Source organism: Brevibacillus sp. AG162 (genome assembly GCF_006715575.1).
GTDB lineage: Bacteria > Bacillota > Bacilli > Brevibacillales > Brevibacillaceae > Brevibacillus > Brevibacillus brevis.
Genome location: NZ_VFNO01000005.1, coordinates 498,927 through 518,238, shown reverse-complemented (window position 1 = coordinate 518,238; position 19,312 = coordinate 498,927). Strand labels below are relative to the sequence as shown.

Sequence of the window (19,312 nt, the reverse complement as noted above, 5' to 3'; positions counted from 1 at the left end):
GAGGTTGATAGGTTCGGTGTGGAAGCGCGGTAACGCGTGGAGCTGACGAATACTAATCGGTCGAGGACTTATCCACACACTCTTAGCAATCATGCGTATTCAGTTTTGAAGGAATAACGAAGAGAGGAGTCAATCCACTGGATTGGCTCTTTTTCCTATAAGAGAAGGGGAGCACATGGAACCAAAAGCGGAGAAAAAATATGAAGCTGACATGTACGAACCGATTCGAAATTATTTTGTCGCGCAAGGATATGACGTTTTTGGCGAGGTTAAGCATTGCGATTTGACTGCCATCAAAGGTGAGGAACTGATTATTGTTGAGTTTAAGCGCAACCTAAGTGTGGAATTGCTCATACAGGCAACCAAGCGACAACGCTTTACCGATTTTGTTTATATAGCAATCCCGAAGCCCAAATACAAATTGTTTTCGAAAAAATGGCAAGATATATGCTACTTGGTTAGACGTCTCGAGCTCGGTCTTATTCTCGTGTCCTTTCCAAAAAGAGGGGCCGCAGTCATGGAAGTGAATATTTCACCAGGACCGTTTGATCGGGTAAAAAGCAAGCAATTCAATCAAAAAAAGCGAAACCGCATCATTGAAGAGATGCGGGGAAGATACGGCGATTACAATGTTGGCGGCAGCTATCAAACCAAGCTCATGACAGCCTACAAGCAGAGCTGTATTCAAATTGCGACATTGCTTCAGCAGTATGGGCCGTTATCGCCCAAATTACTCAAGAGTAAAGGGACGGGGGAGAAAACCTCGTCGATTCTTATCCAAAATCATTATGGATGGTTTACCCGTGTGCAACGAGGGCTCTATGCGATCACTCCGACAGGAGAGAGAGAAATCGCGGAATACCCTGAGCTTATTGCTTACTATCGAGAACAAGCAGAGGAAATTCACGGTCCGCTTACTCAGGCCTCAGAGTTGCCATCTTCATCACCTCCCAAAGCACAAACCAGAAAGAAAAAACAAAGGCAGCCTGCAGAGAAAAAATAACAGGCTGCCTTTTTCTATTGAAGGAATGAATTAGTGCGCGATCCATTCTGCTGTCATTTGTCCCACCAGTGCACGCCCAGCCACAATGTCTGGATGGAACTGAATCGTTGCGTTTTGACGGACGATTTTCACCTGTTGAATGGCATCCGATAACGGCTGTTCATTCGTCAGCTTCCCCCGAGCTTTTGCAATAGAAAGTCCAGCGACCGTGCCTTGAGCCATTGCCACTTTGGCACTTTCAATTCCCGTGATATTGCCAGCAACATAGAGTCCAGGGACTGGCGTTCGCATGCTTTCATTGTGTAAGGGGACATGCCCGCCCAAGGAGGGAACATAAGCAAAAGGACACCCAGCAATCGCTGCCAATTCCGCGAGAGGACTTAATCCGCCTGCGATACAAACGAAATCAGCTGGAATGACTTGTTCGGTTCCAGCTATGGGTGAACCATCAACGGCAACTTGGGCGATACGGACACCCTCGACTTGTTCGGTTCCGACGATTTCCAGTGCTGCTGTTCGCAGTTGTATCGGGATGTCCCACATAGAAAACCCGTTTGAGGGGTAGAGGGATACTGCCAGCTTTTGCATCCATGAACTTCTCATCAGTTTGCTCCCCAGCCGAATTATCAGAGAAGGGGCAAGATGGGCGACGCGCAATAAGGATTGCATCACTGCTTGTGGTTGCCCCGCAGTGCCACTGACAGTCGTACTAGGTGGGAGAATCATTCGATCCACCGTAATTCCAGCCAACTGCAATTCTCGGGATATCGCCACCGATAGGATATTGATTCCAATGACGACCCCGCGTTGTCCTACTCGCACGCGCTGCACATTCGTCATGACTTGAGCAGCTCCGATGGACATCACGCCAGGTAACGTCCACCCTGGCACGGGCACGGCTGCTTCAGAAGCCCCCGTAGCGATCAGGAGCAATGGGGCTATTATTTCCCCTTCTGTGGTAGAAACAACCCAGCCATTTTGAGATTGGGTCAAATGGAACACGGAAACGCCGCAACGGATCTCTACGCCAAGCCCAATCGCTTCTTGGGTGAGACGAGCAGCTTCATCCAGTCCATTCCACCACACACCGTCCGGCTCTTCGTGAAGCTGTCCGAGCAAGCGGCCCCCAGGACGATAAAACTCATCGACTACAAGAACAGCCAATCCCTGCCTGGCACTTGCAATTGCGGCGGATAAGCCCGCGGGTCCAGCCCCGATAATGATAAGGTCGATCATGCACCATGCCCTCCTTTTTTCAAGGGAGTAGGAAGGAGAGAACCCGCATTCACTTGCATGCCTTCCTGCACAAGCGTCATACAAGCACGCACGGTAGGAACACCGTCTACATGGACACGACATTCATAGCAGTGACCGATATTGCAGTAAATTCCTCGGGGTGTTCCTTTTTCCTCATGCACCCGAAGTGTACGGACCCCTGCGGCCAATAGAGCTCCTGCAATCGTCTCGCCTTCGTAAGCCGTATAGACAGAGCCGTTATAATAAAAAGGAAGCTGCTTTCTGTCACCGAGTGAACCAAGGACCGGATGGTGATCAATTCGTTGACTCATGCCCGTTGCCCCCCAAGCGTTTGAAATGAGACAGGACGGATAGGCGGTTGGTATCCAAGAGGTACAGTATGAGAAGGCGCTTGGCCAGTTACTTGCTGAATGACCTGATCGATCAATGTTCGGCAGGTTCTCCCACCGCAGCAGCCCATGCCGGCTCTGGTCCGCAGTTTCAGCTCGCGTGCGGTACATGGATAGGTTTGGGCGGTCTCTACCAATTCAGCGAGAGTTACTTCTTCACAACGGCAGATAATCAATGGATGCGATTCCATGATGAAGCCTCCTTTCATTCTTGCTTGATGAAAAATGCAAGTGTCGTGCCATGGAGAAGCGAGTGAAATCGACCTGGCTGGCACAATACTTGCTGAATATTCTCAAAGAATGAGCCCAATCACGACAAACAAAAGAGGGATGACAGAGATGGAAAAAGTAAAAAGACTGCGTGAGCAATTCGATTCACTTGGGATTGACGGAATTTTGATCACCAATGGACAAAACCGCCGATACCTCACAGGCTTTACAGGTACATACGGGGTTGTCCTCATTTCAAGGGACCAGGCCAAGCTCTTTACAGATTTCCGTTACACAGCCCAAGCGCAAGCACAAGCAACAGGCTTTGAGATCGTTTATTTGCCCACAAAAGAATCCATATACAGTGAAGTAGCGTGCCAGGCGGAAGCGATGGGGATCAAGCATCTCGGTTTTGAAGAAGAGAATGTCACGTTTGCTTTGCATCGCAAATACAGCGAGTCGGTTAAAACAGCCTTCATTCCGACGTCAGGTGTCATTGAGGGATTGCGAATGATTAAGACAAAGGAAGAATTGGCGATCATCCGAACGGCTGCGCAAATTGCTGATGCGGCATTCTCCCATATTGCTTCCTTCCTGCGTCCTGGTATCACAGAGCTTGCGGTGTCTAATGAATTGGAAATGTTCATGCGAAAAGAAGGGGCTTCGGGCTCTGCTTTTGACATCATTATTGCTTCTGGCTATCGTTCCGCACTTCCTCATGGCGTAGCGAGTGAAAAGATGATTGAAGCAGGAGATATGGTCACGATGGATTTCGGCGCATTGTACCAAGGGTATCGCTCTGATATTACCCGTACGGTCGCTGTTGGCACTCCTGATGAACAGCTCAAAGCCATCTACGAGATCGTTCTGGAAGCACGCAATCGTGCTGTCGCAGGCATTCGCCCTGGCATTACCGGGAAAGAGGCAGACTCCTTCGCACGAGACTACATCACGGAGCACGGGTATGGCGCGCGATTTGGACATGGGATGGGGCATGGAGTGGGCCTGGACATTCATGAGGAGCCATTTATGTCTACACGTTGCACGGCTGTTCTCCAAGAAGGCATGATTTTGACCGTGGAGCCGGGGATTTATATTCCAGAGCTTGGTGGAGTCCGAATCGAAGACGATCTGATTGTCACAGAGAGTGGCAATGAGGTGCTTACACATTCACCGCGCGAATTGATCATTTTGTAAATTGAGAGACAGGAGCTTTGGCCGAGTAAGTGGGCTGAGGCTTTTTTTGTCTAACAGTTGTGTCTAAGATTTGAAACACAACAAGTAATACAGTGTACAAAAAAATTTACAACAATCACCCCTAGAACGAAGCCACTGCCCTCTTCATTTTTGGCACATCTCTTGCATTCTGATAATTCTGAAAACCAACACATAACGACTGAGTAATGGGGGGTTGATCGAATGAAAAAAAGTATGTTCGCGGTAATGAGTAGCCTAGCAGTAATGGGATTAGCTTTAGCAGGATGTGGGGGAGGACAGCCAGCAGCGAAGCCAGCCGAGCAAGCATCACAGAGTGGACAGCCAAGCACGCAGCCAGCACCTGCCACCACGGCTAAAGAACCAGCAAAAGCACAAGTCCTCCGCTGGAATCTTCACTCTGAACCACCCACAGGTGATCCTGGAATTGCGGAAGATACGACCTCTGCTGCCATCGTCAAAGCAGTATTTGATGGACTGACACGCATCGGGCCTTCGGGCAAGCCAGAGGAAGCAGTAGCCGAGAAGATTGAAGTATCGAGTGATATGAAAACATACACCTTCAAGCTGAGAGACTCCAAGTGGAGCAACGGAGAACCAGTAACAGCGCATGATTTCGAATACGCGTGGAAGCGAGCTCTCGATCCGAAGACAGCGTCCAATTACGCCTACCAGCTCTATTACATCAAGAATGCGGAGAAGGCGAACAAAGGGAATGGCAGCTTGGATGATGTCGGCGTAAAAGCATTGGATGACAAGACTCTCCAAGTAGAGTTGACGAATCCAACCCCGTTTTTTCTGGAGCTGACCGCCTTCCAAACTTATTTCCCGGTAAATAAAAAGGTAGTCGAAGCAGATGAAAAATGGGCTGGAGATGCCAAAACCCACGTAGGAAATGGCCCATTCAAAATGGAGTCTTGGGAACACAAAAGCAAAATGGTACTCGTAAAAAACGACAACTACTGGGACAAAGATAGTGTCAAGCTGGACAAGATCGAGTTCTCGATGGTGGAGGATGAAAATACAGAGCTGTCCATGTTCGAAAATGGCGAGATTGACTGGGCAGGCAGTCCGTTAAGCTCGCTGCCAACAGATGCGATGCCAGCGCTTAAAGACAGCGGAAAGCTGCAAGTGAAGCCTGTCGGTGCTACCTACTGGTACAAGTTCAATACAGAGAAACCTCCGTTCAATAACGTGAAGATCCGTAAAGCTTTTGCCTACGCCATTAACCGTCAAATCTTGATCGACAACGTACTCCAAGCGAATCAGCAGCCAGCGATGGCAGCAGTTCCTCCAACAATGGGACTCAATACGGGCGGTTATTTCAAAGACAATGATCAAGAAACGGCCAAAAAGCTGTTAGAAGAAGGAATGAAAGAGCTGGGTATCTCTAAACTGCCGCCGATCAAGCTCAGCTACAACACGTCGGAAGGGCATAAAAAGATCGCAGAAGCGATTCAAGACCAATGGCGTCAAAACCTTGGTGCAGAAGTGAAGCTGGAAAATCAGGAATGGAAGGTGTACCTCGAGACCATGCACGAGGGCAACTACCAGGTCGGGCGTCTCGGCTGGTCGGGTGACTTCAACGATCCGATCAACTTCCTGGAGCTGTTTAAGGATAAGGATGGGGGCAATAACGATACGCGTTGGGAGAATCCGAGATTCAAAGAGCTGCTGAATCAGTCCGCCACCGAGAGTGATCCGGAAAAACGCAAGGCGATTCTGCGTGAAGCCGAGCAAATCATGATGGACGAAATGCCGATTATGCCGATCTACTTCTATACGCATACATGGGTGAAGAATGACAAGGTAACAGGAATCTTCCAGGATGGTCTAGGCGCAATCGACTGGAAATGGGCATCAATCGAATAATATTCGAATGGGGGATGGGCTATGAAAAAATGGGGAAGCGTGATAGGCGCGGCGATGTTGACTTTTTCACTGGCAGTAGCGGGATGTGCTAGTCAAGGAGCTTCTACTGGAGGTACAGACGCTAGCGAGATACTCGTGGGTGTGATTTTGCCAGTAACTGGTAACAATGCAACGGATGGAAAAGACATGCAAAACGCCATCGAAATGGCTGTCAAAAAAATAAACGACAGCGGTGGCGTTATTGGGAAAAAATTGAAGATCGAGGTAGCTGATGATGGCTGCGATCCACAAATGGCGACGACAGCAGCCAATAAGCTGGTCTCCCAAAACGTAGTGGCTGTCGTCGGTGGCTACTGCTCAGGTGCGACACTCCCCTCATCAGGTGTATTCAAAAATGCCAACATTCCCATGATCGTTCCCGCAGCCAACTCAGCCAAATTACCCGCTCAAGGTTATGACACCCTCTTTTTGATCAATGGCCTAACCCCAGATCAAGCACAAACTGCAGCAGATTACATGGCAGCCAACCAGGCGAAAAAAGTCGTGCTCATCCATGACAATTCTGCCTATGCCAAAGACTTGGCCGATTTTGCCAAAGCGTCCGTTGAAAAATCCGGAGGCACGGTCATCGCGTATGAAGCGATCAACCCCGAAGAAAAAGATTTCAGTGCGTTGGTAACAAAAATAAAAGGCCTCGAGCCGGACGCGACGTATTTTACTGGCTATTATGCGGCTGGAGGACTCATGGTCAAGCAATTCAAGCAAAAAGGCGTATCCGGTCTGTTCCTCGCAGGCGATGGCTCATTCAGTGAGGACGTCATCAAGATTGCAGGCGCAGACAATGCGGAAGGGCTTTTGATTACCGCGACACCTACAGCCGAATTCATCGAGGGGGCAGAAGCGTTCACTTCTGCGTACAAGCAGACGTACAACAACTTGGCACCGGGGCCTTTCTCAGCGTTGAGCTACAATGCGGTCAATCTGCTGGCAGATGCGATCGGGCGAGCGAACTCGACTGATCGTGATGCCATCAAAAAAGCAATCAAAGAAACGAAAGCTTTCAAGGCACTTGGTCAAACGATCTCGTTCAACGCCCAAAATACGCTGGATACCTCCAACTTCGCCGTTTTGAAAGTGACGAGTGGCAAGTTCACGTTAGCGAAGTAGGGCATACGTCAAAGTAAGGATGGTGGAGGAATGGATATTCTCGTCCAAACACTGGCGGACGGACTGGTCATCGGTGCTTTTTACAGCTTGATCGCTTTGGGCTACACGATGGTTTTTGGCATTATCAAGCTGCTCAACTTCGCGCATGGCGATTTGTACATGCTTGGTGCATTTGTCGGCTATACCTTGCTCAGCGTGCTCGGTGGAGACTCTTCCGGAGCAGGCTTGATGGGAATATTGATTGTCTTATTGCTGACGATGGTGATTGTCGGCGTCATCGGGATGGGGATCGAGAGGGTGGCTTATCGGCCGCTCCTGTTGGCTCCACGACTCTCTATCCTGATTACGGCTATCGGTGTCTCTCTCTTTTTGGAGAACGGCTCGATGATTGTTTGGGGGGCGCAGTATCAAGTGTATCCCTTGCAGCTTTCTCACGACGGCATTAGCCTCTTAGGGGCCAAAATTACGTATGTCCAAATCGGGCTTGTCATCATCTCTGCGCTTTTAATGCTGGGCTTGCATCTATTCATCAATCGCTCGCTGTACGGCAAGGCGATGCGGGCGATTGCGCTCGATCAGACGGCTTGTCATTTAATGGGCATCCATGTGCATAAAGTCATTGGCTTGACCTTTTTCATTGGTGCTTCGTTGGCAGCAGGGGCAGGCACGATGGCAGGTGCTTACTACGGAACCGTCAATTTCATGATGGGCTTTATCATTGGGCTCAAGGCGTTTACGGCGGCGGTTTTGGGGGGAATTGGCAGCATACCGGGCGCGATGCTGGGCGGGCTGTTGCTCGGGATGATGGAGACAGCCGGAACATTTATGTTCGGCGGTTCATGGAAGGACGTTGTGGCGTTTTCCCTGTTGATCTTGATTCTCGTATTGAAGCCAACGGGCATCATGGGTGAGAAAGTGACAGAGAGGATGTAGCGGATGAATCCATCTCGAAAAAAAATCGCTGTTGTCCTGTTGCTCGCAGTCGCGTGTGTACTGCCGTTTCTGTCCAATAACTACTGGCTGGATGTTGCGACACTTGCCTTGTTCTACGTTGTCTTGGCCCAGGGGCTGAATGTGGTAGTCGGCTTTGCCGGATTACTTGACCTGGGCTACGCCGCCTTTTTTGCCGTAGGCGCTTATACGACAGGCATTCTGATGACGGTCTATCAATGGTCGTTTTGGCTGACCTTGCCTGTGTCCATGTTATTTGCGGCTATGGTGGGTGTGATCATCGGAGCACCGACACTTCGGCTGCGCAGTGACTACCTGGCCATCGTCACCCTCGGCTTTGGGGAAATCATTCGTATTTTAGCGATTAATCTAACGATTACCGGATCAGCATCTGGCATTTACGGAATCCCGCGTCCTTCTATTGGGGGCTATGTTCTTGGCGGACAGATCGACTTTTACTATTTGATCTTGATCATTGCTGTTTTGGCGGTCGTGGCTGTCAAACGGTTGGGCACATCACGCATCGGCAGGGCGTGGATGTATATCCGCGAGGACGAGGATGCTGCCGAGGCGATGGGCATTAACCGGATCAATATGAAGCTGTTGGCGTATTCGATCGGAGCTGTCATCGGGAGTCTGGCTGGATCTGTTTTTGCTGTCAAAATGAGTGCAATTGCGCCGCTCAGCTTTAGCTTTACCCAGTCCATCATGATTCTTCTGGCAGTGGTACTCGGGGGTTTGGGCAGCATTCCCGGCGTCGTCTTGGGCGCCGTGCTGGTCATTGCCTTGCCGGAGCTGCTGCGCTCAGTGGAAGATTGGCGGTATTTGATCTTCGGTGCCGCGCTGGTCGCGATGATGCTGTTTCGCCCCCAAGGACTGTGGCCTGCCCTCTATGAGATGAAACGAGACGATAGACGTGGCGAAACCGAGGAGGCTACGGAAGGGGGCAGCGGTAATGACGTCAAGCTTGACAGTGAAAAATGTAACGCTTAAATTCGGCGGTCTGACTGCCGTAAACGATTTGTCTTTTGATATCAGCCCAGGCTCGATCAGCAGTATCATTGGCCCGAATGGAGCGGGGAAAACATCCGTTTTCAATATGATCACCGGATTTTACCGTCCGACTGCGGGGCAGATCATCCTTGCCGGCAACCAGCTCGTGGGAAAAAAGCCAAGCCAAATCACACGGCTCGGCATGGCGCGAACGTTTCAAAACTTGCGGCTGTTTCCGAATTTGACGGTCTTGGATAATGTCAAATCAGGCATGCACAGCCGCACGAGCCAAACCGTCTGGGGAGCATTATGGCAGACAAGGGCACAGCGACGAGAGGAAGAGTTGATCGAGGATACGGCAAGGGACTGTCTTCGCTTCGTGGGGATGGAAGACAGCTGCTGGCGCATTGCCAAAAACTTACCGTATGGTGCTCAGCGCTATTTGGAGATCGCGCGGGCTTTAGCTACCAAGCCGCGAGTGTTGCTTCTTGATGAGCCTGCTGCGGGGCTGAATTATGAGGAGAAGGAAGACTTGATTGCTTTGATCAAGCGAATCCGCACCCATTACGAGTTAACCGTGCTGATCATCGAGCACGATATGGGTTTGATCAAAAAAATATCGGAAAAAGTAATCGTCCTCGACTACGGACAGAAGATCGCTGAGGGAACTCCCGAGGATGTACTCAGCAATCCGCTTGTTGTAGAAGCCTACCTGGGAAAGGAGGAGGAGGCGATATGACACCACTTTTGAGGATCAGCGGCATTCGTTCGTTTTACGGAAAAATTGAAGCGCTTAAAGGCATTGACCTGCACGTGTATGAAGGCGAGATTGTCGCACTGCTAGGCAGCAATGGGGCAGGCAAGAGCACGACACTCCAAACGATTTCTGGAATCGTTCGACCAAGCAGTGGAGATGTCTTGCTTCATGGACAGAGTCTCGTAGGTTGGGCTCCTCACCAAATTGTCGAAGCAGGCATCATCCATGTACCAGAAGGCAGGCGGATTTTTGCTGGCTTGACTGTGCGTGAAAACTTGGAGTTAGGCGGTTTTACACAGAGAAAAGAGAAGGCGGCCATCGCTGAGGGGATTGAGCAGGTTTTTGCGCTGTTCCCTCGATTGAAGGAGCGGAGTGAACAAATGGGAGGAACGCTGAGCGGAGGCGAGCAGCAAATGCTCGCAATCTGCCGCGGTCTCATGGCACGTCCAAAGCTCTTGATGCTAGATGAGCCGTCGATGGGGCTTGCCCCGATAATTGTGGTTGAGATCATGAATATAATCAGAGAAATAAACAGGCAGGGCACGACGATCCTTTTGATCGAACAAAATGCGAAGGCAGCGTTGAAGCTTGCTCATCGCGGCTATGTAATGGAGACAGGGCGCATCGTCATGGAAAATAAGGCAGACGTTCTCAGGGCAGATGATTCGATCGTCAAGGCGTATTTGGGCGCGTAGGCCGCGTGCACTGCTTACGTGCCCGACGACAAAGGAGGAATCAACCATGGAATTGATCCGTATTTTGTCTGAGGTGTTGCCGCCAAAAGCGGGGCGAAGTTTTCCTGATTTTTGTTTGCGTTGGCGTGCGTTTTTGGCGTGTAAGAAGCGGCTGTAGTGGAGGGAAGAATCGTATTTCCAGTCTACGCTTCGGCCTACGCCCCGCAAGGGGGATTGACTGGACGCTCCGGAATGAATGGCGGGAGCGCTTCAAACGTAGAAGTTTCGAAGAAGTATTCCATAAGTGAAGCTTAAATTCCCCGCCATTCATTCCTACGCTGGGGTGGGCTCCAGAGGCGCTTGGACTGGAAATCCGCTTCTTCCTACGCGGCTTTAGCTGAAAAATGATTGCAAGTCGATCCGAGAAGGAATAGAATCGAGCATTAAACTTCAAAATGAACCGCAAATACTTCAACAGTCGTAATTGGATAACTCAAGATGATCGCTAGTCAAAGGATCTACCTTGAACTGACCCAAAAACGATTTGAAAAGCCGCAAGATCACCTAACTGCTCAAAGCCCTGTCACATGTTTGGAAGGAGACCGCCCGAACGAAGAGAGGATACAGGCGACTGGAAAGCATGTGGCAGGGCTTCCCCGTGCACAACCGTTGAAGGACAGCGTTTTTACTTTCCCAATTTGTTATAGAGTGTGGCCCGCGATATGCCGAGTCTTTTCGCAGCGGCTTGCTTGTTTCCGTTTTCCAGCTCAATGGCTCGCAAAATGACACGGCGCTCGTGCGCTTCGATTTCTTCTTGCAGCGAAAAGAGATCGGGAGGGAGCTCCATCGGTACCTGTTTCGTCTGACCTTGCAAGGAATACGGCAAATCCTCTTCTTTGATAATACCGTCTGTCGCAAATACCACCAATCGTTCAATGGCATTTCGCAGCTCGCGAATGTTGCCTGGCCAGTCGTATTGGAGCAGGTTTTGCATGACATTTTGCGAGATGGCATGAATGGGACGGTTGTAACGTAAAGAGAATTCATAGAGAAAGAAGTGGGCGAGTTCAATCGTATCTTCAATACGTTCTCGAAGCGGAGGAATTTTCAAGGTCACGACATTGAGCCGATAGAACAGGTCTTGGCGAAATTTCCCTTCCTTCACCAACTCCTCCAAATTTTTATTCGTAGCGGCAACCACGCGGAAGTCCGCCTCAATTTGCTTGGTCCCTCCGACGGAATAATACTTTTTCTCTTGAAGCACACGAAGCAGCTTCACCTGCATATCGAGCGGCATTTCTCCTACCTCGTCGAGAAACAGCGTTCCTCCACGTGCCAGCTCAATCATTCCTTTTTTCCCTTTTTGATCCGCACCAGAAAAGGCACCTTTTTCGTACCCGAACAGCTCGCTTTCAAACAAAGTAGGCGAAATCGCACCGCAGTTGATGGCAATAAAGGGCGCATTGGAGCCTTCCCGCACATCATGCACGGCTTTGGCGAAAAGCTCCTTGCCGACGCCGCTTTCCCCTGTGATCAAGACGGTTGCTTGTGTAGCGCTGAGCTTCTGGATCATGGACTTGATATGGCGAATGGGGAGACTCGTTCCCTTGATCTGTGCAAATGGATCAGGCGTCGGACTGAGCTTCGCCATTTCCTGCTGCAAGTGATTCACTTTTTTATTGGCGTTCAACAGCTCCTGGTTCAGTCGGACTTGGCTCGTAATATCGGTTTCCGCCGCAACAGCACCGATGATTTTGTCATGCAAATAGATCGGATTGGTATTGATGAGCACGACGAGATCCTCCCGAGGCTGATGCTGATGGCGGTAGAGAGACTGTCCACTTTGGAGAGATTTGAGTGTTTCGAGCATTTCGAGCGGGAAAAATTCGGTGATCGGGCGACCCATCGTTTCTTTTGCTTTCAAGGAAAAGATTCGTTCAGCCCCTTCTGTCCAAACCATCACACGCGCTTTTTCATCGATGACGGATATGGAAGCGTCCATGGTTTTGATCATCGTCTCGAAATACGCTTCCAAAATCTCATACGAGGAAAAAATGGCTTGTATGACTGCACCTCGATGAAGGTAGCCGACAGGGACTCCGGGCTGTTTTTCGATCAGGAGATAGTTGTGTGTAGCCAGCAGGTGGATGGCGTCGGCCAATGTTGAATCCAGTGTCATTACAGCAGCTGGTTCCCAAGGGGCTTGTGTGAAATCGGTCGTCAAGTTGGCGGTTAAATGGGAGGAATCGGCGACATGCCAGCTGGTTTGACGCTGGGCAAATACAGGAATGGTTTCGTCCACCTGAGGAGGGAGAAGCTCGTGATCGTTGAAAATCTGCATATTTGTCTGTATCAACTCGGTTAAAGCAGGAAGTTTGTGATTCAACTCGATCATCCCTTTTGAAAGAGGTCGTTCAAGTGTATAAAATTTTGAACAATTTCTCATTTATTATACATTTGCTCTTTCTGTTGTCAAAGAATTTAGACGAAATATTTTGGAAATCGCACTTGGAACGATTGGCATGGCTTTTGCAAAAAAGAGAAAGTGAGTAGCAGAATACGCATTTGAGGAGAATCAGCATGACAGTACAAACCCATGCGCAGATTGCGGTAATCGGTGGTGGCATCATCGGCGCGGCGATTGCGTATTACGCTGCGAAGGCTGGATTGGATGTCGTTGTCCTGGAAAAAGGCGAGCTGGCATCCGGGACGTCCTCGCGCTGTGACGGGAATATTTTGGCAATCGACAAGGACCCCGGCTTTGACAGTCAGATGTCCCTGAAAAGCCAGATGCTCGTAGATCAGCTTAGCCGGGAGCTGGACCATACGTTTGAATATCGGGCTCCTGGGAGCATTCTCGTCTGCGAATCAGAGGCCGAGATGGAAGCCGCCAATGAATGGGTGCGACGGCAAAAGGAAGCCGGACTGCTGTTTCGGATGCTGGACCGAGCGGATATTCGGCAGGAGTCGCCTTACTTTGCCGACGATTTGCTGGGAGGCTTGGAGTGCGCCACCGATTCTACCGTCAATCCGTACATACTGACCTTTGCCCTGTTTGAAGGAGCGAAAAAGCATGGAGCGAGGATCATGCGCCGTACAGAGGTCAAGTCGATTAGACGTGATCAGGCGACGGGTACGTTCCACATCGGGCTTGGTACAGGCAGCATGACAGCCAAGCAGGTCGTCAATGCCGCAGGGGTGTGGGCGCCAGTCATTGGCAAAATGGTTGGGGTGGATATTCCGATCGTTCCGCGCAAAGGGCATTTGATCGTCGCCTCGCGACAGATGCCAGTCGGCGTGCGAAAGGTGATGGAGTTCGGCTATCTCATCTCGAAGTTTGGTGGAGTCCGACAAGTAGACGAGGAGACAGAGAAGTACGGAGTCGCGCTCGTTTTTGAGCCGACAGAGAGCCAGAACTTCTTAATTGGCTCCAGTCGTCAGTTTGCAGGCTTCGATACGCGGATTGATCTGAATGTCGTCAGGTGCATGGCGAGAAGAGCACTGCGTTTTTATCCGAAGATCGCCGACTTCGCCATTATTCGCACGTATTGCGGTTTACGCCCGTGGACAGAGGATCACTTACCGATTATTTCTCGCGTAGAAGAAGTTCCCGGTTACTTTATCGCAGCTGGTCATGAAGGAGATGGAATCAGTCTGGCTGCCGTCACAGGCAAGCTAGTGTCCGAGATGCTAGTCGATCAGCCAGACACCATCATTCCGACAGAGCCGCTGCGCTTGGAACGGTTTACGAAAAAAGGAGTGTTGCATCCATGAAAGCAACGAGGGTGTTTACCACCATTGACACGCATACCGGGGGAAATCCTACCCGTACGGTAATCAGTGGTCTGCCAAAGCTTACCGGAACCACGATGGGAGAAAAAATGCTCCAGATGAAGGCCGAGTACGACTGGATTCGCACGTTTTTGATGTATGAGCCGCGCGGGCATGATGTGATGTCCGGGGCCTTGATCGTTGATCCATGCCATCCGGATGCGGATGTAGGCGTGATCTATATCGAGACAGGCGGATACTTGCCGATGTGCGGTCACGATACGATCGGTCTATGCACCGCGCTGGTGGAGACAGGCATGATCCCTGTGACCGAGCCGGTGACAAAGCTTACGCTCGATACGCCAGCAGGACTGGTCGAGGTAGATATACAGGTAGAGGGAGGAAAAGCCAAGGAAGTATCGTTTGTGAACATTCCAGCCTTCCTCTATCAGCAAGATGTGACTGTAGAAGTAGAAGGGATTGGAGCAGTAACCTGCGATATTGCCTACGGTGGAAACTTTTATGCCATCACGGATGCACGCAAGCTCCATCTCGAACTGACACCAGCGAATGCATCCACCATCGTCGATACGGCCGTCACGATTCGAAAAGCGATTAATCAGGCCATGGAGATCGTTCATCCAGAGAAGCCGTTTATTCGCGGACTGACCCATGTGGAGTTCTATACGGCCCCTGACAATCCGGGAGCGGATGTGAAAAATACTGTCGTCGTACCGCCGGGCGGAATAGACCGATCGCCATGTGGAACGGGCACTTCCGCCAAGCTGGCGACCTTGTTTGCCAAAGGGGAGATCGGGATAGACGAACCGTTTGTGCATGAGAGCATCGTCGGTTCTCTGTTTACAGGAAGAGTGCTCCATGAGACGGAGGAAGGAGGGCTGCCTGCTGTCATCACCCGAATTGCAGGATCGGCCTGGCTGATGGGCAAGCATACGATTTTTTACAATCCGGAAGACGAGCTGGCGAATGGCTTTTTGCTCATCCCAGCCGCAACTGATCATTAAAACACAACACAAATGTGAGAGGAGAATGAGAAATGGCAAGATTTGAAGGAGTGTACGTGGCGATTGTCACGCCGTTTACAAACGAGTATGAGGTGGATTACAAACGTTTGACGGAATTGTGTGACTGGCTGATTCAGGAGGGCGTAGACGGACTGGTTCCGTCTGGTTCGCTGGGGGAATACGCGACAATGACAGGAGAAGAGCGGGCAAAAGTCATTCATACCGTGATCGCTGCGGCAAAAGGTCGGGTTCCGGTGGTCGTAGGCTCTGCTGCTCCGTCTACCCGTCAAGCAGTGGAATGGGTGCAATTCTCCAAGGATGCGGGAGCAGCAGGCGTGATGGCCTTGCCTCCGATTAACTATAAGCCATTGGAAAATGAAGTGTTTGCCCACTACGAGGCGCTGAACACTGTCGGGCTGCCGATTATTGCCTATAACAATCCACACGACTACAAAATCGACCTGACACCAGACATTTTGGTAAGACTAGCGAAGTTCGAAAATATCGTCGCTGTGAAAGAATTCTCCGGTGACGTGCGCCGCATGCAGGACATTCTCGCGCAGACGGACTTGGAAGTTATGGTCGGTGTAGACGATCTCGTCATGGAGGGCGGCTTGATCGGGGCGACTGGTTGGATTTCGGGTGTGCCGAATGCGCTGCCAAAAGAAGGAGTGGAGCTGTTCCGTCTGGCACGGGCAGGCAAGCTCGGCGAAGCACAAGCGCTTTATCGTCGTTTGTTGCCACTGTTCCACTATGATGCGAGCCCACAATTGGTACAGTCGATCAAATACATGATGGAGCTGGCAAATTTCCCAGTAGGACCGACTCGTCCGCCGCGTCTGCCGCTGTCTGAAGAATACTACGCAGGCATTAAAAAGGCGTTTGACTACGCTGTCGGCGCTGCAAGTGGACGATAAGGGGGACGGGCAGGATGCACAGCAAAAACTGGATTGGCGGCGAATGGATGACGCCGTCAGGGAAGGAACTAACGGTCAAAAACCCATCGCGTATCACAGAAGAAGTCGGCGTTCTCCATCTGTCTGATCGGTCACAAGTTTTTGCCGCTGAACAGGCAGCTCGTGCGGCACAGATCGGCTGGGCAAAACAAACAGGTGCGGCTCGTGGCGATATTCTTTTTCAAATGGCTGCCGCATTAGAGGCAAATGCAGACAGCTTGGCACAGCTGGCAAGCCGGGAAATGGGCAAACAGCTTGGCGAGATGCGCGGAGAAGTGGCGCGCGGGGTCAGTCTGTTGCGCTATTATGCCGGAGAAGGGATGCGTTCCAACGGCAACCTGATTCCTTCTTCCGATACGAACGTCCTGCAATACAGCCGTCGCGTCCCGCTCGGAGTCGTGGCGGTTATCACACCATGGAACTTCCCCGTTGCGATCCCTATCTGGAAGATCGCCCCTGCACTCATTTGCGGGAACACGGTTATCTGGAAGCCAGCGGAAAACGGCTCGCTCACAGCGACACGATTAGCCGAAATATTTGCGGAAACGAAGCTGCCGGCGGGTGTGCTGAATCTGGTGATTGGCAAGGGCCGAGAGATCGGCCATACACTTACGAATGAAGCCGAAGTCGATGCGGTCAGCTTTACTGGCTCATCGGAAACAGGCAGACAGATTGCCATCGCGTGCGCGGGTCGCAATATCAAATATCAAACCGAAATGGGCGGAAAAAATGCAGCAGTTGTTTTGGCAGATGCTGATCTGGATAAAACGGTTCCGATTTTGCTCAGCGGCGCGTTTCGATCGGCTGGTCAAAAATGTACGGCTACCAGTAGGATCATTGTAGAGAAGGCGATCTACCAGCCACTTGTCGAGCGGTTGCAATCGGCTATGGAGACGTGCCGGGTAGGGGATGCCAGCGATCTGGAAGCGTATTTGGGGCCTGTTGCCTCGGCTGCACAGTATGAGACGGTTGGGCAATACATCGCATTGGCGAGCGATGAAGCAACAGTCATTGCCCAAAGCCCTGCTTATGCAAAAGAGGAGCAAGGCTATTACATCCGTCCCCAAATTGTCGAGGGTGTCGCTGCCAATCATCGCCTCGTTCAGGAGGAAGTGTTTGGACCATTGGCTGTGCTATTGACAGCGGACGGTTTTGACGAGGCTGTGGAGCTGTGCAACCAGTCTGTATACGGACTGAGCGCTTCGCTGTTTACCCGAGATTTGGCGAGTGCCCATCGCTTCTTGGATGTGGCGCAGGCGGGGATGGTTCGGGTCAATCAGGAGACGGCAGGTGTGGAATATCAGGCTCCATTTGGCGGCATGAAGCTATCCAGCTCGCATACACGGGAGCAGGGGCAAGCGGCACTTGATTTTTACAGTACGACGAAAACATGCGCGATCAAATACGCATGGTGATCCATCGAGCTTTTCGCCAATCGCATAAAAAGGTGAGGATGTCATGAACATCAATCAGTTGTTTACGACGATCGAGGCCCATACTGGAGGGGAGCCGCTGCGCATCATAACAGGCGGCATTCCTCCGCTCGCGGGCGAGACGATTCTGGAGAAGCGACGTTACTTTCGGGAGGAGCTGGACCATATCCGTCGGGTGCTTATGTATGAACCGCGCGGACATCATGGTATGTACGGGTGTGTCATGACAGAGCCCGTCAGCCCAGATGCGGCATTTGGCGTGCTGTTCATGCATAACGAGGGCTACAGTACAATGTGTGGGCATGGAATCATTGCGGTAGTGACGGCTGCCATTGAGACGGGAATCCTTCGGCTGGAAGATCCGACAGAGCGTATTGTGATTGACAGTCCGGCAGGAAGAATCATTGCGCACGCCAAGGTGGAAGAATCGCTGGTCCATTCCGTCTCGTTTGAAAATGTCCCCTCCTTTGTTTTGGCACAAGACGTTCCCATTGAGTGGGGAGGACGTACTTTTTCAGTGGACATTTCTTTTGGCGGAGCATTCTATGCAGTTGTACAGGCGGAAGATATCGGGGTTCAGGTAGAAATGGAGCAATTGGCAGAGCTGCAAGAGTGGGGAAGGCGAATCAAGGAACAAATCGAGGCGAAAATGGAGGTCGTTCATCCATTGGAGCCAGAGCTCAAAGGCATTTACGGGGTGATTATCTCGGATAAGCCGAGAGTGGAAGGATCAGACCTGCGCAACGTGACGATTTTCGCCGACAAGCAGGTCGATCGTTCACCATGTGGTACAGGTACTGCGGCTCGCGTAGCCACCTTGCATGCGCGAGGCAAGCTGGCTGCTGGAGAATCGTTTGTCCATGAAGGAATTGTCGGGAGCCAGTTTATCGGCAAGGTGGCAGCAACCACGCAGGTGGGTAGTTATCCGGCTGTCATTCCGAGCATAGAAGGAAAGGCGTATATCACAGGTTTGCATCAATTTGTCGTGGACCCTACGGACCCGCTGAAAGACGGATTTTTACTGCGATAGGATCGTTTGCTAGAAAAAGGAGGTTGCCGATGACAGGCAGCCTCTTTTTCATCCCCAAAAAAGCCTGGTCACAATACTGCCACGCATTGGGACATCAGCATTTTTCCCCTTCTTCTGTTATAATGGATAAGATTGAATTTAGGAGTAAAGGGGTTGAATATTTTGCCGTACAAAGCGTTAATTGAAGCGCATGTGGGTAGCTGGGAAGTCGCATTCGTTCTCTTGATCGTTGCCTACATCCTGTATCGCGTGGGTAAAGCAAAAGCAGGAAAGATCGTACATATGCTGCTCAGACTCATGATGGTCATTATTCTTGTATCGGGAGCTTGGATGCTTTTCGTGGGTCATGCATCAGATTTCTATTACTACGTGAAGGGCATTATCGCGGTTATCGCCTTTGGTTTGATGGAAATGTCCTTGGGCAAAGCAAAGCGACAAGAAGGCAGCATCGGCTTCTTCATCGGCTGTATTGTCGTTTTGGTGCTGGTTATTCTGCTTGGCTATCGCGTATTTATGTAAGATAGGTAATAAGGAGGGAAAGGGTTTCCTCGCAAGAAATATTTGCGGGCGAAAGCCCTTTTTTCTGTGAAAAACGTCTCGACGTTTTTC

The 19,312-nt window shown here is 50.8% G+C and carries 18 protein-coding genes; 14 read left to right on the top strand and 4 right to left on the bottom strand.

What is annotated here, in order from left to right; genetic code table 11:
- Positions 1 to 175 precede the first annotated feature (175 nt).
- Entirely contained in the window at positions 176 to 1,003 is an 828-nt protein-coding gene (locus FB479_RS18625) for a DUF2161 domain-containing phosphodiesterase (RefSeq protein ID WP_142066288.1), read from the top strand.
- Between the two features lie 30 nt (positions 1,004 to 1,033).
- Here the strand turns inward: FB479_RS18625 and FB479_RS18620 are convergent, their stop codons facing one another.
- The 3 genes from FB479_RS18620 to FB479_RS18610 are packed head-to-tail and all read right to left on the bottom strand — an operon-like array spanning position 1,034 to position 2,840.
- A complete protein-coding gene (locus tag FB479_RS18620) occupies positions 1,034 to 2,239 on the bottom strand; it encodes an NAD(P)/FAD-dependent oxidoreductase (protein ID WP_142066287.1) in 1,206 nt (401 codons plus the stop codon).
- The gene (locus FB479_RS18615; RefSeq protein ID WP_106655494.1) at positions 2,236 to 2,571 is read right to left on the bottom strand and encodes a (2Fe-2S)-binding protein; all 336 of its coding nucleotides are present in this window, start codon (positions 2,569 to 2,571) and stop codon (positions 2,236 to 2,238) included. Before FB479_RS18615 ends, FB479_RS18620 begins: the two co-directional genes overlap by 4 nt.
- A complete protein-coding gene (locus tag FB479_RS18610) occupies positions 2,568 to 2,840 on the bottom strand; it encodes a (2Fe-2S)-binding protein (protein ID WP_106655495.1) in 273 nt (90 codons plus the stop codon). Before FB479_RS18610 ends, FB479_RS18615 begins: the two co-directional genes overlap by 4 nt.
- 148 nt (positions 2,841 to 2,988) lie before the next feature.
- Here FB479_RS18610 and FB479_RS18605 point away from each other — a divergent pair, with 148 nt between their 5' ends.
- The 7 genes from FB479_RS18605 to FB479_RS18575 all read left to right on the top strand — a co-directional run bounded on the left by FB479_RS18605 (position 2,989) and on the right by FB479_RS18575 (position 10,509).
- Positions 2,989 to 4,056 carry a M24 family metallopeptidase gene (locus tag FB479_RS18605; RefSeq protein WP_142066286.1) on the top strand — a complete coding sequence of 356 codons (1,068 nt, stop codon included), beginning with the start codon at positions 2,989 to 2,991 and terminating at the stop codon, positions 4,054 to 4,056.
- 222 nt (positions 4,057 to 4,278) lie between these two features.
- Positions 4,279 to 5,946: a peptide ABC transporter substrate-binding protein gene (locus FB479_RS18600; protein WP_142066285.1), complete on the top strand. Its 1,668-nt coding sequence runs from the start codon at positions 4,279 to 4,281 to the stop codon at positions 5,944 to 5,946.
- 21 nt (positions 5,947 to 5,967) lie between these two features.
- The gene (locus FB479_RS18595) at positions 5,968 to 7,113 is read left to right on the top strand and encodes a branched-chain amino acid ABC transporter substrate-binding protein (RefSeq protein ID WP_142066284.1); all 1,146 of its coding nucleotides are present in this window, start codon (positions 5,968 to 5,970) and stop codon (positions 7,111 to 7,113) included.
- 30 nt (positions 7,114 to 7,143) lie between these two features.
- Complete coding sequence (locus tag FB479_RS18590) at positions 7,144 to 8,046, top strand: branched-chain amino acid ABC transporter permease (protein WP_142066283.1); 903 nt, start codon at positions 7,144 to 7,146, stop codon at positions 8,044 to 8,046.
- A 3-nt stretch (positions 8,047 to 8,049) separates the two neighbouring features.
- A complete protein-coding gene (locus tag FB479_RS18585; RefSeq protein ID WP_142066282.1) occupies positions 8,050 to 9,057 on the top strand; it encodes a branched-chain amino acid ABC transporter permease in 1,008 nt (335 codons plus the stop codon).
- Positions 9,020 to 9,796 (top strand): ABC transporter ATP-binding protein, encoded by a 777-nt coding sequence (locus FB479_RS18580; protein ID WP_142066281.1) that lies wholly within the window; start codon positions 9,020 to 9,022, stop codon positions 9,794 to 9,796. Before FB479_RS18585 ends, FB479_RS18580 begins: the two co-directional genes overlap by 38 nt.
- A complete protein-coding gene (locus FB479_RS18575; RefSeq protein WP_142066280.1) occupies positions 9,793 to 10,509 on the top strand; it encodes an ABC transporter ATP-binding protein in 717 nt (238 codons plus the stop codon). The genes FB479_RS18580 and FB479_RS18575 overlap by 4 nt, the downstream gene beginning before the upstream one ends.
- Positions 10,510 to 11,173: 664 nt before the next feature.
- Here FB479_RS18575 and FB479_RS18565 read toward each other — a convergent pair.
- Positions 11,174 to 12,934, bottom strand: a complete 1,761-nt coding sequence (locus FB479_RS18565; RefSeq protein WP_142066279.1) for a sigma-54 interaction domain-containing protein — start codon at positions 12,932 to 12,934, stop codon at positions 11,174 to 11,176.
- 134 nt (positions 12,935 to 13,068) lie between these two features.
- Between FB479_RS18565 and FB479_RS18560 the strand changes: the two genes are divergently transcribed.
- From FB479_RS18560 to FB479_RS18535, 6 genes are all read left to right on the top strand, one after another.
- Positions 13,069 to 14,262 (top strand): NAD(P)/FAD-dependent oxidoreductase, encoded by a 1,194-nt coding sequence (locus tag FB479_RS18560; RefSeq protein WP_142066278.1) that lies wholly within the window; start codon positions 13,069 to 13,071, stop codon positions 14,260 to 14,262.
- Entirely contained in the window at positions 14,259 to 15,284 is a 1,026-nt protein-coding gene (locus FB479_RS18555) for a 4-hydroxyproline epimerase (RefSeq protein ID WP_142066277.1), read from the top strand. The genes FB479_RS18560 and FB479_RS18555 overlap by 4 nt, the downstream gene beginning before the upstream one ends.
- 32 nt (positions 15,285 to 15,316) lie before the next feature.
- Complete coding sequence (locus FB479_RS18550) at positions 15,317 to 16,201, top strand: dihydrodipicolinate synthase family protein (protein ID WP_142066276.1); 885 nt, start codon at positions 15,317 to 15,319, stop codon at positions 16,199 to 16,201.
- Positions 16,202 to 16,215: 14 nt separating this feature from the next.
- The gene (locus FB479_RS18545) at positions 16,216 to 17,655 is read left to right on the top strand and encodes an aldehyde dehydrogenase family protein (protein WP_106655612.1); all 1,440 of its coding nucleotides are present in this window, start codon (positions 16,216 to 16,218) and stop codon (positions 17,653 to 17,655) included.
- A gap of 43 nt (positions 17,656 to 17,698) precedes the next feature.
- Positions 17,699 to 18,703 (top strand): proline racemase family protein, encoded by a 1,005-nt coding sequence (locus FB479_RS18540; protein ID WP_142066275.1) that lies wholly within the window; start codon positions 17,699 to 17,701, stop codon positions 18,701 to 18,703.
- Positions 18,704 to 18,856: 153 nt separating this feature from the next.
- Entirely contained in the window at positions 18,857 to 19,222 is a 366-nt protein-coding gene (locus tag FB479_RS18535) for a YisL family protein (RefSeq protein ID WP_106655506.1), read from the top strand.
- Positions 19,223 to 19,312 lie beyond the last annotated feature (90 nt).